Here is a 14,396-nt window from a genome sequence, read left to right as displayed (position 1 = left end):
GGAGTTAAGAAGGCCGGCTTATGTATTAAGTCAAAAGCTGATTATCTGGTTTCTGGTGATAAAATTGTCCTCATTGCAATATCTCACGGCAAAACAAAGATGATTACACTTACCCACTTAGAGAATATGATAACGCAGTTAGAACATACAGACATTTCCAAATAACAAACTTACCCCTGCTTTATTCTTTCGATCAGCTCACCCAGCTGCAGTTTTTGCTGGTCCCCTGAACGCATATCCTTTAACGTAAGCTCACCCGAGTTCATCTCATCGCTGCCTATTAACACCACAAACGGGATCTTTTTATTATCAGCATAGCTCATTTGCTTTTTCAACTTTGCAGAGGAAGGATAAAGCTCGGCCGCTATCCCATTGGTCCTCATTTGCTGAAGAACCGGCAAAGCATATAATTCTGCGTCTGCATCAAAATTGCTGATTAAAACTTTGGTAGTTTCTTCTGTGCTGGCAGGGAAGAGATTCAGTTCTTCGAGCACGTCGTAGATCCGGTCGGCGCCAAAAGAAATCCCGGCACCGGTTAATCCCTTTAAGCCAAACATCCCTGTGAGATCATCATATCTGCCGCCACCGCCAATACTTCCCATAGCAACCTCGTTCGTTTTAACTTCAAAGATGGCACCTGTATAATAATTCAGCCCACGGGCAAGCGTTATATCCAACTCCACCCGGGCATTTAAAGCAGACGATTGTGATGTAAGATTCGAAACATACTTGAATATCGTTTCAATTTCTTCAATACCTTTTAATCCCGTTACTGATGTTTCCAGAACAGATTTAAGATCAGCCAGCTTTTGTTCGTTCGATCCCTCAAGTAAGATCACTGGCTTAAGCTTCTCTATATCGGCATCGGTAAAACCACGGTCCAAAAGCTCCTTCACAATACCGTCGAAACCAATTTTATCAAGTTTATCAATTGCCACTGTCATTTCCACGATCAGTTCAGGTTTCCCTATTATTTCGGCTATACCCGACAGGATCTTGCGGTTATTGATCTTAATGGTGAAGTCTTTGAGCCCCAGCTTGCTAAGCGCTTCATCGTAGAGCAAAACAAACTCTGCTTCATTCAGCAAACTTTCAGAACCCACAACATCTGCATCACATTGATAAAACTCGCGATAGCGCCCTTTTTGGGGACGATCGGCACGCCAAACAGGCTGAACCTGGAAGCGTCTAAACGGAAGGGAAATTTCATTCTGATGCATCACCACATAGCGGGCAAAGGGCACAGTAAGATCATAGCGCAGAGCCTTTTCCGATAATATAGGTAATAATGTTTTTGAATTGAATTCTAAACCTGCAACTTTCTCCTTTTTGCTTTCCGCCTCTTTCCAGAAATCACCTGAATTTAAGATCTTAAAAATAAGCTTATCCCCTTCATCACCGTACTTACCCGTCAAGGTATCAAGATTCTCCATACAGGGAGTTTGGATTTCCTGGTACCCGAACTTTCGGAATACAGATTTTATTGTATCGAAAATATAATTTCGTTTCACCATTTCAACAGGTGAAAAATCTCTTGTGCCTTTTGGTACAGACGGTTTAATATTCGCCATAGGGGGGCAAAAATACAAAACAGAAAGGTGTCGCGCGAAATAAAGCCCAGAGGTTTTTCAAAAGATTATAACAGCGCACAGTGCGCAAATTTGAAAATCTTTCTCGCCTGTAGCGTTTTCACTTTACACTTCGTTAATAAACCTGCATAAAGCAGCCATTCATCTTAACTTTACATGACATTTTAAATTTTTACTTATGAACACTTTCCGGATCTTTCCATTACTGGTAGCGCTGGCATTGATCAGCACCGGCTCCCAGGCCCAAAGCCTTCTCAAGAAAATAAAGCAAAAAGCCAATGAGGTAGCAGAAAAAACCATCGACAAAAAAACCGATGAACTTATCAACGGCAAACAGGCGCAGTCAGGTGAAACGGGGAGCAACCAAACGAACAACCCTGCGGGTGCAGGAGTAAGCAGCACATCAGTAAACACTAGCAGCGGTGGTCCGATAAGAAACAAGGGCGGCGCAGGCCTGGTTACTACGCCTCCTGATGTGAAGGAGAACCTAAACAGCGCAGAAAGTTCTTTTAAATCCGCCAACTATGGCGACGCACGATTTGCGCTCCGGCAGGCAATACTTGGCGTGGAGATGGAGATAGGACAGAACTTGTTGAAGTCCCTGCCTGAAAGCGTATCAGGTTTAGCCCTGCAGGCGGATAAAGACAAGGTAACCAGCAGCGGATGGGGCTGGGCTGGCTTAACCATTCACAGAGAATACCTGAAGGATGATAAGCAACTGAGTATGACAATAGCTAACAACTCAGTAATGATGAACGCTGTTAACCTTTATCTCACAAATGGAGCCTATGCTCAGACTACCGGCGGGGAACAAAAATGGAAACAAACAAAGCTTAAGGGTAATAAAGCGGTAATCGAATACGACGATAGTTCTGGATACAAGCTCACTGTCCCACTTGGGCAATCGTCTCTTGTGGTTTTCGAAGGCCTGAACTTCGCCACAGAACAGGATCTGATGACGGCGGCATCCGCAATCGACATTGACAAAATTAAGAAAACCCTCGGAGAACAGTAATCCGGACTTAACGTGACCATAATTAATTACACGATGAAAACATTCTTACAGACATTGATCTTTCTTGCAGCAGGTCTTAGTACCTATGGGCAGGAATTTAATAAACAATTATCGGCTGCCCGCAGTTCCTACTCAGCAAACAAACTAGAAGAAGCAAGATTTGCCATGCAGCAAATGCTCCAGGAACTGGATATCATTGCCGGAAAAGATATTTTAAAACTCCTGCCGCCTAAACTGGAAACACTCTCCTCAAACACTTCTAACGACAATGTAAGCGGCACATCGGGTTTTGCAGGCATAGTAATCCACCGCGACTATGGAAGTGGCGAAAAGACGGCAGCAGTTGATATTATAGGAAACTCTCCACTGATGTCCTCTATTAATGCCATTTTATCTCTGCCCTTTGTAGCGAACAGCGGCGATCAAAAAGTTATAAAACTGGAGGGATATAAAGCTTTATTGAAAAAGGACACAGATTCACAAACGAACAAGACTTCTTACGAAATCCAACTGCCTTTAAACTCCTCCCTTCTTACCCTGAAAGCAGACAACGCAACCGAGGATGAGATTAAAAAATTTGCAGCCAGTATTCCTGTGGCGAAACTTCTAAAAACCTTACAATAGTTTAGAATGGCCTCACCCGGGGCCATTTTTGTTATCCAATCGAACAAAAAGTGAACTTGCCGCGGCTCAACTCGCAACTCCCGGAATATAAGCCTTTTACGTTTAATAAAAAATACTCACTTCGATGGATTTTTTACTCTACACAATTTTGTGATATTTGTTTTAAGAAATTTCAATTTTTATATGGTATCAAAATTTACAAACAGATTTATTGTTGCGGTGTCTGCAATGTTTCTTTTAAGTTATTGCGCGCCACATGTTCAGCGTGTTAGCGAAACTTCAGTTACCGATTTAAGTGGTAGATGGAATGAAACCGACTCGAGGTTAACAGCTGAAGAAATATCCAAAGAATTAATGGAGCATTCATGGTACAATTCTTTTACTGCTGAAAACAAAGGGAAAAAACCAACAATCATCGTGGGCATGATCACCAATAAATCTCACGAACATATTGCCGTCGAAACTTTTTCAAAAGACATTGAAAAAGAGATCATCAATTCCGGAAGAATGAAACTGGTACAGGCAGGTAACATGCGGGAAGAACTTCGTGCAGAACGTGCCGATCAGCAGCTTAATGCCTCCAAATCAACAATGAAAAAATTTGGCTTAGAGAACGGTGCAGACTTCATACTTCAGGGTACAATAAATTCCATTGTTGATGAGTATAGCAAAGAAAAAACTGTATTCTATCAAATCAACCTTGAGCTGACAAATATTCAAACCAACGACAAAGTTTGGATCGGCGACAAAAAGATCAAAAAATACTTAGGAAATAAAAAGAAATAGGTAACATGGAAAGAGCAGCTAAAAAGCTCTCTGGATCCATCTTGTCCTGTTTAATTGCCGCATCCCTTGTTTTCCACTCTTGTGCTACGTACAAGGCGAAAACAGCGGATGTGGAAGTGAATTTATTTGACGGTGATTTCAAAGCCGCAGTGGCAAATATTGACCAAAATAAATTCCTTTTAAAGGATCGGAACAGGCTTTTGTTCCTGATGGAGAAAGGTAAAGTGGAGCATTTAAACGGCAATTACTTAAAAAGTAATGAACTGTTTGAACAGGCATATATTATGCTGGACGATAAGGTGAAGAGTAATGTGGGCCAAACTTTAGCAGCGAAGTTCACAAACCCTATGGCCGAGCCATATAAAGGAGAGGACTTCGAAAAAGTTACTATCCACTACTACATGGCCCTCAATTATTTTCAGCTGGGGAAACCCGATGAAGCTCTGGTAGAAGCTAAACGGATCAATATTAAACTAAACGCTCTTAACGAAAAATACAAAGAGAATAAGAATAAATACGCCGAGGATGCTTTCTCGCAGATTCTTCAGGGGCTTTTATATGAAGGGGTCGGCGATATAAATAATGCATTTATTGCATACCGAAATGCAGCGGATCTGTATTTCAAAAACAACGACCAGTTCTTCGGAGTTCCTCTTCCCGAGCAGCTAAAGAAGGACTTACTCCGCACTTCCAGGCAACTGGGATTTGATGAAGAGTACGCCTTCTATGCGAAGAAGTTCAACATCACTCCTGTTAGTCCAGGTAAAAATACTGCTGCTGCTGCTAAAAAACCTGTAGTTAAAAAATCAAGCGCAAGTACGTCCAAATCAAAATCTGCAAAAAGCAAAGCTCCGGTTAAACCGGCTGAAAAACCAAAGACACCGGTTTCTGAAGCTGTTATTTTTTGGGAAAATGGCCTGGGCCCTTTCAAAGGACAAACTAAGATCACCGCAGCCGGCACCGAAGGTACAACCATAGGCTCATATGCTGATGAGCAGAATGACATCATCATCCCCGTACCTGCTGGCGTAAATATCGGACTTAATGCTATTGCTATTCCTAAATATCTCGAACGCGAAAGCTATTATAAGCGGGCAAGTATCGTAGTGGATGGTACGGAACAACCCTTTGAGCTTTCTCAGAACTTTTACACCATTGCTAAGCAGTGTTTAAAAGACCGGATGATGCGTGAAGCTATCGACATTGCCCTGCGTTTTGCCGCAAAAAAATCTGCCAGCAAGGGGCTGAGCATGCTTGCCAACAACTACCTTGGCAGTGCGGCCAGCTCAGTTACTTCATTCGCGGCAGATGCAACCAATGTAGCAACGGAAAAAGCAGACACCCGAAACTGGCAAACACTCCCCGCTACTATTAGCTATACCAGAGTACCTCTTTACGAGGGAGAAAATACGTTTGCTATTAAACGATATGGCGATGCCGGTGTTGATGTCGACACTATCCGCATCAAAAGTGGCAGGGGATTACAGATCGTAAATTACTTTGACCTCGGACGCACTACCGGAAAGATCCTGGAAGCGACACCAGCGACACCAGCGACGCCCGCAACACCAGCAATAGCAGCCTCAGATAAGAGCACCATGAGTTCAACACCAGCAGCTCTTACTTTGTCAGCCGCTTCCAGCAGCAGCTCAATAGCCTCAGGAACTCTTAAAGAAATTCCGGCAGATATTCTTTACCAAAGTAAAACAGCAGTAGAGAACGAATGGGTGGAGGCTGGCAATGGACTCGCTTACAAGGTGGTCTATACTCCTCTTTCTGGCAAAAGGTATAAAAACATGTTTAAGCAGGAGATCTTCTTTACTAATAAATCAAAAGAATCATTAACCTGCAAATATTCTGTAACGCCGACTCATATGGTGGCACCTGTTGATAACACATATCTGGGTGTGGATATTAAGATCCTGCCTGATCTTTTTGGAACATCAAATCAGCCAAAAGGCTTTGCGGCATTGATGGCAGCCAATAGCAGCACAATGAACGTCTCGAAGATCCAGGAGATCAGTAAGACCATGTCTGATGGAAAACACTTCTATTTCGACACCGTCGATTTAAGTCTTAACGAAGAAAAGTCAGTGGTCAATCCTATGGTAGCTTCTAAGGATTACATCTTCACATTGCTCAAATAATACAAAGGGGGATGTGTTAACACTATCCCCCTTTAATTATCTCTAATTATTTTTCGGCCAACAACAACTTACCATCTCCATCTTCTATAGGGCGAATGCCATCTGTTATGATAACCGCCCCAGTTATTCCACCTGCTGCCATTATTAAACCAGTTATAGCCAAAACCCAGATTCCAGCCTGAACCTCCGTAATAGTAATTATCCGGTACCATTCTCTCCTGGTGTCTCCACTCACGCCTCTGCTGACGGCGCGCATGCTTAGCAGCATCCGGATCATATGGTACGTACAGGGTTTCTGCCGTTGATGCAATCATCAACTTTATGGAATCAGCATTTTCAATGTATTTCTTCTGGCTGATCAGATAATTTGGGTTTTGATCTTCAACAGCTCCCTCCTGCGCGTTAGCTACACACATGCCAAAAATCAAAAAACAGCTACTAAGTATCCTCTTCATTGTATTTTTGTTTTTTTATAATATAGAACGTCCTATCGATCAGATAATCCTGCAATAGTAATATTCCTTAACATCAAAAATAATTATTAAACAGCACAATACCAAACCTCAAAGCGATCTGCTGCTTTCGGCTTTTAGCTCTTTTTCAAGGATCTTCCTGCAGCCATCTTCTACCATTTTGTACACGGTGTCGAACTGATCATCTTCATAGTATGGATCAGGAACAACTTCAGTATCTAAAAGCAGTTTCACTTTCCTTTTGTCCTCCTCTGTCCTGGCTAAGCTGAGCACGTCGCGCAGATTCATCTTATCCATAACAAATATCCTGTCAAACCTTTCGAAGTCCAGCACAGTGATTTGGCGGCAACATTGATTGGAAATGTCCAGACCATAATTCTTAGCGATCGCTATAGAGCGCCTGTCAGGTGCCGACCCAATATGCCAATCGCCTGTTCCGGCCGAATCTACCTCCCAGTCTAGCCCTTTCTCCCTGACAATATGCTCCATAATACCATGCGCCAGAGGCGACCGACAGATATTACCAAGGCAAACCATTAAAATCTTCATAAATCTCTATCCGAATATCTCGTTTAAAACTTCAGCTAATCTAACACCTCCCTTAAGCAATTGCGAATTCAGTGTGCCTACATGATCAAAATTATACCGGTAAAACAATTTATCCCCAGCTTTAACATCCTTATATAAAGTTTCGGTGATCTGATATGAATCCCACAACCAGGCCACCAGGCCGCCTTCAATAATCTGCTTACGTTGCTGAGGATTCGTAAAATTAATAGACTCAGCGTATTCCGTATAGCTCAGCTGCTGGTATTCAATTATTTTCGAATCCCACACCGTATGCATATTGGTTGGACTGCCAAACCAGGTAACCTTTATATCATTACCACCGCGGTCATCATGATAACCCACGTGGTATGGTTGATGCAAGTCTCCTACAATATGGATCACCAGCTTCAGATACATAGCATTTTTTTCCTGGCTGAGCGAGCCTTTTTTTAGCTCTGCTATCAGAAAATTCAGCTTAGTATAGGCATTAGCAGAAGTATCTTTTTCAAGAATTGATTTCATCTGAGCAAAACTTGTTCCGCGCTCAAAGTCTACATAATGCCAGTTATCAAGATATTTATATGATGGGTCAGATTTAACAAAATCGGGCCAGTTACTTGCCATGGCAATAGACTCGTTCCCTAATATTTTTCTGATCTCCTTTTTAACTTTCTTATTTAGATAAGAGTCAGCTATCTGGCCAACAATACGGTGGCCAAGCATTCCCCATGCCATGGTTTGTCCCGGAAGGTAAACCAACAGGGCGGCAATGAGCATTTTTTTGAATATTCCAGCCATTTTATAGAGGTTGTGGATTACAGTTAATTTTTTCTTTCAACTTTAATGTCACCGGCAGATGTTGCTGCAAACTTTGCAACTCGATTTCTCCGGGAGATGTGCTTTTAATTAAAAACGTAGGAAGGTATTGCCCTATGCGGTAACACCCATGGAGCTTTTGCTTATAGTTAGCCTTTGTAAAAGTACCGGCCAGATACAGGGTGTCATTGCTCACCAGGTAAACCCCTTTGGCATATTCAGCCCATTTTCCGCCATTGAAGCAACTATCGGGATAATAATTTGTTTTTGCCTCAGTTTTTAACGTCACATAAAAAGAATCGCAGCTGAACTTAAAATGATGGCTGGTATACTGCAGCAGGCTATCGCGATAAGCAAGCGGCTCTTCATCCCAGACTCCCTGCATATAGTCTGAACCTCTTCCCTGAACGTTAGGATTAAACGTGCAGGAGTACAAGCTCATGACAAGTACATTAAGCAGAACCAGTAAAGCTGGAACAAGCAAGCGGTGATTTGTATATCGCATAGTGTGAAAAAAAGAGGTGTCCAAAATAAGCGTATCGTCATGCCCATCCTGAATCAAGTTCAGGAGGACGATTCGGTGTTTCCTGAATATGCATAGAGCTGCTTAGCCCAAGAGGTCCTGAAACAAGTTCAGGATGACGAACAAAGAGATTTGGACACCTTCATTTTATAAATTATTTCAAACCGCCGATCATATCTTCAGGACGCACCCACTGATCAAACTGCTCATTGGTGAGCAAGCCCAGCTCAATGGCCACTTCACGAAGCGATTTATTTTCTTTATGGGCCTTCTTGGCGATCTTAGCGGCATTCTCATAACCTATGTGTGGATTCAAAGCAGTAACCAGCATTAAGGAGTTATCTACATGCTTTTTAATTCCTTCATAATTAGGCTCTATACCTATCGCGCAATGGTCGTTAAACGACACACACGCATCACCGATCAATCTTGCAGACTGCAAAAAGTTAGCGGCTATTACAGGCTTAAATACATTAAGCTCGTAATGACCATTTGAACCACCTATAGAAACCGTAACATCATTACCCATTACCTGGGCAGCTACCATGGTGATAGCCTCATTTTGTGTGGGATTTACTTTTCCAGGCATAATAGATGAACCCGGCTCATTTTCCGGAATAAAGATCTCGCCAATACCTGAACGCGGACCTGAAGCCAGCATACGGATATCATTACCTATCTTCATTAATGATACAGCTAATTGCTTTAAAGCACCATGCGACTCAACCATTGCATCGTGAGCAGCCAGCGCCTCAAATTTATTCTCTGCAGTACGGAATGGCAATCCGGTAAACTTCGCAATATATTCGGCTACCTTTACATCATAGCCTTTCGGCGTGTTAATACCTGTACCTACAGCCGTTCCGCCAAGAGCAAGCTCAGACAAATGATCCAGGGTATTACGCAATGCCTTTAAACCATGATTTAACTGGGATACATAACCTGAAAACTCCTGACCTAAAGTTAAAGGCGTAGCATCCATTAAGTGTGTACGACCAATTTTAACCACATCTTTGAATGCCTCAGACTTGGCTTGTAACGTATCTCGTAGTTTCTCAACACCCGGAATAGTTACTTCAATAACCATCTTGTATGCCGCAATATGCATTGCAGTTGGGTAAGTATCATTTGACGACTGCGACTTATTTACGTCGTCGTTTGGATGTATAAAAGTTTTCCCTTCCCCTAAGGTATTTCCCTGCAGAACATGGGCGCGGTTAGCCACTACCTCATTCACATTCATGTTCGACTGAGTACCCGATCCTGTCTGCCAGATAACCAAAGGAAATTCGGCATCAAGTTTACCCTCTAATATTTCATCGCAAACCTGCGAGATCAGGTCACGTTTTTCTGCCGGTAAAACACCGCAGTCGGTATTAGTGTATGCAGCAGCTTTCTTTAGATAAGCAAATGCCTCAATGATCTCCTTTGGCATTGAAGCCTCAGGGCCGATTTTAAAATTGTTTCTTGAGCGTTCGGTTTGGGCGCCCCAATATTTTTCTGCAGGAACCTGCACATCGCCCATCGTATCACGTTCTATTCTGAAAGTCATGATTTTAGGATTATTTTTGCCGCAAACTTAGATATTTTTTCTTTTTGACCTACATTTTCCAGCTAAACAAATGGTAAAATTTTAAGTCCATGACAATTAGCGCTTCTAGATTATTTTTCAAAGGATATGTATTTGTTTAAAACTCTTTAGCCGCTCTTTTTGTAATATTTTCTATTTTTCACCCCTCAACGAAGGTATCAGATTTGTATGTATAGATTTTGTTTCAGTGTTAGCCGGATATTATTAGCAATCGTACTTTTTAGTTCATGTTCATCAGCCGAAAAAAAAAGCCACACACGCACCGTTGAAGACGATAAGTCGGATAGCCTTTTATTAGTATATAACCCGGCGAAAGCAAATCCCAAAATAGATGCATTTATCAAAGAGCTTCACAGAAAGAGAGGTTTCAACGGCAATGTACTGATTGCAAAAAAAGGCAAGATCTTATATCAGAATGCTATTGGCTGGGCCGATTATCTGCACCGCGACAGCCTCCACATAAATTCAAAGTTTGAACTCGCGTCCATCACAAAGCCAATGACGGGGGTGGCTATCCTTCAGTTGGTAGAACAGGGAAAGCTAAAACTGGACCAAAATGTAAAAGATTTTTTTCCCGACTTCCCTTATGATGGGATTACCGTAAGATTATTACTTGCGCATCGTTCCGGCTTAATGAACTATGTTTATTTTGTGGATGGTATCTGGCGCAAAGAAAAAAGGAATCAGAGCAAAGGGATAACCAACGCGGAAGTAATGAAGATCATTGCTGAACGTAAGCCGGCACCTTATACACAACCCAACAGAAAGTTCCATTATAACAATTCGAATTATATGGTCCTGGCGGCCATTATCGAAAAAGTTACAGGGAAAACGTATGCTGAATATATGAAAGAGAATATATTTGAGCCTGGCGGGATGAAAAATACCGCTGTACTTTCGAAAGCCGTATACGAAAAGATCCCTACTGACGTGGTGGGCCACGACCGGACATGGAGATATTCTGTGGTTCAAAATTTCCTGGATGGCCCTGTTGGCGATAAAGGAGTATATAGTACTGTTCAGGATCTATACCTCTTTGACTATGCCCTTAAAAAGAACAAAATACTCAGCAAGGCCTGGCAGGACTCCGCTTATACAGGGCGGAACCCTTTATTAAGGGGGCATTTTAACTATGGATACGGATGGCGTTTATTTGAAGGTGATGGCCATAAAATAGCCTATCATACAGGCTGGTGGCATGGTTTTAGACACATTTATCTGAGAGATTTAACAAGTGACGTAACAATTGTGTTATTAACCAATTTAACAAATGGTAGCCTGCTCCAATTAGATGAACTATTTAAGATCGTGGGAATGCCTGTAGTTCGCAAATCAGCCTATACCGGAACCGGAGATGCCTCAGAAGATTAACTATGTAGAAAATTTTGTCTTTTATTCTACATGTTGTTGAAAAGTGACCACAATGATGCATATTTGTAACGGATTTATTTAGTTATATCTTAGTTTTTTTTACTTGAATACAATGAAATCGCTTTGTTTAACCATAAAGCAAATATTACGCACAACAGAAAAAGGTATTAACTGGTAATGAGCAAAGTTTTTATTATTGATGATGATCCCATACATCAGCGCATTGCGCAGATAATGATTGAAAAGCATAATATTTATGACGAATTCAAGAGTTATACTGAAGCAGGCAAAGCACTGGAATATCTTCAGCAAAATATAGCTGCTGCTGATGCTCTACCCGACGTGATACTACTTGATCTCAATATGCCTGTAGTAGACGGCTGGGACTTCTTAGAGAAGTTTGATACCTTTAGAAACGCCCTCTCTAAATCGATAAAAATTTATATTGTAAGTTCTTCTGTTGACGAAAAAGACATCATGCGGTCCCAGTCTTACGCATATGTGCACGGTTTTATTTCAAAACCTTTATCCCCTGATATTATCCGTAACACGCGATAAACATTTATATTCAGCTCTTGTTATATTTATTTAAAACTTCATTATGTTCGATAAGCTACTTCAGGTTCAGCAACAAGCTGATGAGATTAAGAAACGGCTGGATACTATCACAGTAACAGGCGAGGCAGAAGGAGGAAAGATCAAAGTTTCTGCTACCGGAAACAAGATCATAACGTCGGTAGAAATTGACGATATCTTTTTGAAGGAAGCCGATAAGGAAGAGCTCGAAGAGCTGCTTGTTGTTGCTCTTAACAAAGCCCTTAGTCAGGCCGACAGTGTCCACCAGTCCGAAATGCAGGCAGTCAGCCAGTCGATGCTTGGAAATCTAGGAAATCTGTTTGGAGGTTAATTCTACCCGTATGAATCTTACTTACTTCGGTCAATCCTGCTTTTTACTCGAAACGGCAGGTAAAAAAATACTTTTCGATCCTTTCATTACGCCAAACGAACTGGCAAAAGATATCGATGTAAACAGCATAGAAGCCGACTTCATTCTTGTATCGCACGGTCATGAGGATCATACCGCTGATCTTGTTGACATTGCAAAGCGTACAGGGGCCCTTGTGATATGCTCCTTTGAGATTATGATCTGGCTGAACAATAAAGGCGTGACCAACTGCCATCCCATGAATCTGGGAGGACAAAGGAACTTCGATTTTGGTAAAGTGAAAATGGTTTTTGCAGCGCATTCCAACTCTTTGCCCGATGGCACGTACGGAGGCACCGCTGCCGGCTTCATAATTGAAGCCGCGGATAAGACACTTTATTACTCGGGAGATACTGCCCTGATGCAGGAAATGAAGTTATTCGGCGATATGTATCATTTCGACACTGCTTTCTTGCCGATCGGCGATAACTTTACTATGGGTATAGAGGATGCCATTATGGCTTCGAAATTTATTAAATGTTCCAATATTATTGGAATGCATTATGATACCTTTGGATATATTAAGATCGATAAGAACGAAGCCCTGGCAAAGTTTGACAATGCAGGGCTCCGGTTAACTCTTATTGATATTGGCTCTTCGGTAGAGATTTAAAAAATCTCTACCTAGTTAATGTGCAAATTGCGTTGAACTTACTATCCGGCTAGATTACTGTCCCGTTTGGAAGTACCGCCGACTTCTTAATTACTACAATACCACTGCTAACAGTATATTTCTCATAATCGCCGTCCTTTAGATGCGGCCCGCCGTTTATACGTACATCGTTACCTATACGGCAGTTCTTATCCAGGATCGCGTTCTTTATATAGCATCTTTCCCCGACTCCCATTATCGGGGCCCCGTTTGCTTTAGCTTCTTCTAGTTGATCCAACGTTTGATAGTAATCACTACCCATAATATAACTGCATTCGATCGTTGTGCCACGGCCTATCCTTGTCCGGATGCCAATTACCGACCGCTCAATTCTACTTGCCTGAATAATACATCCGTCTGCGATAACTGTCTTCTCAAGCGTAGTGCCCTGTATTTTTGAAGGCGGAAGCATTCTGGGTCTCGAGTAAATGCTTCTCTTATCAAACATGTTAAACTGCGGAATATCATCCGTGATACCGATATTAGCCTCAAAGAAGGATGGAATCGTTCCGATATCAGTCCAGTAACCCTCATACTGGTAACTTACAACTTTGCTTTTATTGATAGCCTCGGGGATAATCTCCTTTCCAAAATCAGTATGCGGATCATTGGTCAGTGTATCATAAATAGCACTTCGGTTAAAAATATAAATCCCCATGGACGCCTGGTAAATCCTACCCAGTGCTTTCATCTGCGGACTGACTTCTGATGCCCACTCTTCAAAGTCACTTTTAGGTTTTTCAATAAATGCCGTAATATTATCAGATTCATCGGTTTTCATGATCCCGAAGCCAGGCACGTCTTGAGCCGTCACAGGAATCGTTGCAACCGAAATATCAGCTCCTCTTTCAATGTGTCTCTGAATCATATCATTAAAGTCCATCTGATACAACTGGTCTCCGGAAAGGATGAGCACATAATCAAATTCGAAGGGAGTCATATGATGAAGGCTTTGCCTTACCGCATCAGCTGTTCCCTGGAACCAGCCCGAGTTAGTTGGAGTCTGTTCTGCAGCCAGGATATCTACGAAACCCAGACTGAAAACGTTAAAATGATAAGTATTTTTAATATGCTTATTCAGCGAAGCTGAATTAAATTGAGTTAACACAAAAATCCTGTCGATCCCTGAATTTAAACAGTTTGAAATTGGAATATCAACAAGGCGATATTTTCCTGCAATCGGCACAGCAGGTTTCGAGCGTGTGGCAGTTAACGGATGAAGGCGGGTACCCTGGCCGCCTCCAAGTATTACGGCTATTACATTGGACATATTTT

The 14,396-nt window shown here is 41.9% G+C and carries 15 protein-coding genes; 8 read left to right on the top strand and 7 right to left on the bottom strand.

What is annotated here, in order from left to right:
* Window positions 1–170: 170 nt before the first annotated feature.
* Window positions 171–1,571 carry a histidine--tRNA ligase gene (gene hisS, locus J3P37_RS10550; RefSeq protein WP_256011075.1) on the bottom strand — a complete coding sequence of 467 codons (1,401 nt, stop codon included), beginning with the start codon at window positions 1,569–1,571 and terminating at the stop codon, window positions 171–173.
* A 196-nt stretch (window positions 1,572–1,767) separates the two neighbouring features.
* Between hisS and J3P37_RS10545 the strand changes: the two genes are divergently transcribed.
* The 4 genes from J3P37_RS10545 (at window position 1,768) to J3P37_RS10530 (ending at window position 6,161) form a co-directional block, all read left to right on the top strand.
* On the top strand, window positions 1,768–2,604 hold the full coding sequence (locus J3P37_RS10545; protein WP_256011074.1) for a hypothetical protein: 837 nt from the start codon (window positions 1,768–1,770) through the stop codon (window positions 2,602–2,604).
* A 33-nt stretch (window positions 2,605–2,637) separates the two neighbouring features.
* Window positions 2,638–3,228: a hypothetical protein gene (locus tag J3P37_RS10540; protein WP_256011073.1), complete on the top strand. Its 591-nt coding sequence runs from the start codon at window positions 2,638–2,640 to the stop codon at window positions 3,226–3,228.
* 183 nt (window positions 3,229–3,411) lie between these two features.
* Entirely contained in the window at window positions 3,412–4,014 is a 603-nt protein-coding gene (locus tag J3P37_RS10535) for a penicillin-binding protein activator LpoB (protein WP_256011072.1), read from the top strand.
* A 5-nt stretch (window positions 4,015–4,019) separates the two neighbouring features.
* Entirely contained in the window at window positions 4,020–6,161 is a 2,142-nt protein-coding gene (locus tag J3P37_RS10530; RefSeq protein WP_256011071.1) for a COG3014 family protein, read from the top strand.
* Window positions 6,162–6,229: 68 nt separating this feature from the next.
* On the opposite strand, the gene J3P37_RS10525 is transcribed toward J3P37_RS10530, so the two are convergent.
* The 5 genes from J3P37_RS10525 to fumC all read right to left on the bottom strand — a co-directional run bounded on the left by J3P37_RS10525 (window position 6,230) and on the right by fumC (window position 10,074).
* Complete coding sequence (locus J3P37_RS10525) at window positions 6,230–6,616, bottom strand: hypothetical protein (RefSeq protein WP_256011070.1); 387 nt, start codon at window positions 6,614–6,616, stop codon at window positions 6,230–6,232.
* 108 nt (window positions 6,617–6,724) lie between these two features.
* On the bottom strand, window positions 6,725–7,183 hold the full coding sequence (locus J3P37_RS10520) for a low molecular weight protein-tyrosine-phosphatase (protein ID WP_256011069.1): 459 nt from the start codon (window positions 7,181–7,183) through the stop codon (window positions 6,725–6,727).
* A 6-nt stretch (window positions 7,184–7,189) separates the two neighbouring features.
* The gene (locus J3P37_RS10515; RefSeq protein ID WP_256011068.1) at window positions 7,190–7,981 is read right to left on the bottom strand and encodes a S1/P1 nuclease; all 792 of its coding nucleotides are present in this window, start codon (window positions 7,979–7,981) and stop codon (window positions 7,190–7,192) included.
* Between the two features lies 1 nt (window position 7,982).
* The gene (locus J3P37_RS10510) at window positions 7,983–8,504 is read right to left on the bottom strand and encodes a fumarate hydratase (RefSeq protein WP_256011067.1); all 522 of its coding nucleotides are present in this window, start codon (window positions 8,502–8,504) and stop codon (window positions 7,983–7,985) included.
* Between the two features lie 172 nt (window positions 8,505–8,676).
* Window positions 8,677–10,074, bottom strand: a complete 1,398-nt coding sequence (gene fumC / locus J3P37_RS10505; protein ID WP_256011066.1) for a class II fumarate hydratase — start codon at window positions 10,072–10,074, stop codon at window positions 8,677–8,679.
* A gap of 207 nt (window positions 10,075–10,281) precedes the next feature.
* Between fumC and J3P37_RS10500 the strand changes: the two genes are divergently transcribed.
* The 4 genes from J3P37_RS10500 (at window position 10,282) to J3P37_RS10485 (ending at window position 13,082) form a co-directional block, all read left to right on the top strand.
* Window positions 10,282–11,484, top strand: coding sequence for a serine hydrolase domain-containing protein (locus J3P37_RS10500; RefSeq protein WP_256011065.1), 1,203 nt, complete (start codon window positions 10,282–10,284; stop codon window positions 11,482–11,484).
* Between the two features lie 177 nt (window positions 11,485–11,661).
* Window positions 11,662–12,042, top strand: coding sequence for a response regulator (locus J3P37_RS10495; RefSeq protein WP_256011064.1), 381 nt, complete (start codon window positions 11,662–11,664; stop codon window positions 12,040–12,042).
* A 43-nt stretch (window positions 12,043–12,085) separates the two neighbouring features.
* A complete protein-coding gene (locus J3P37_RS10490) occupies window positions 12,086–12,391 on the top strand; it encodes a YbaB/EbfC family nucleoid-associated protein (RefSeq protein ID WP_256011063.1) in 306 nt (101 codons plus the stop codon).
* A gap of 10 nt (window positions 12,392–12,401) precedes the next feature.
* Complete coding sequence (locus J3P37_RS10485) at window positions 12,402–13,082, top strand: metal-dependent hydrolase (RefSeq protein ID WP_256011062.1); 681 nt, start codon at window positions 12,402–12,404, stop codon at window positions 13,080–13,082.
* Between the two features lie 49 nt (window positions 13,083–13,131).
* Here J3P37_RS10485 and J3P37_RS10480 read toward each other — a convergent pair whose 3' ends face one another.
* The gene (locus tag J3P37_RS10480; RefSeq protein WP_256011061.1) at window positions 13,132–14,391 is read right to left on the bottom strand and encodes a glucose-1-phosphate adenylyltransferase; all 1,260 of its coding nucleotides are present in this window, start codon (window positions 14,389–14,391) and stop codon (window positions 13,132–13,134) included.
* Window positions 14,392–14,396: the final 5 nt, after the last annotated feature.

It is taken from the genome of Desertivirga xinjiangensis (assembly GCF_024436435.1).
GTDB classification, from domain to species: domain Bacteria; phylum Bacteroidota; class Bacteroidia; order Sphingobacteriales; family Sphingobacteriaceae; genus Desertivirga; species Desertivirga xinjiangensis.
This window is presented reverse-complemented; position numbering and strand designations above follow the sequence as displayed.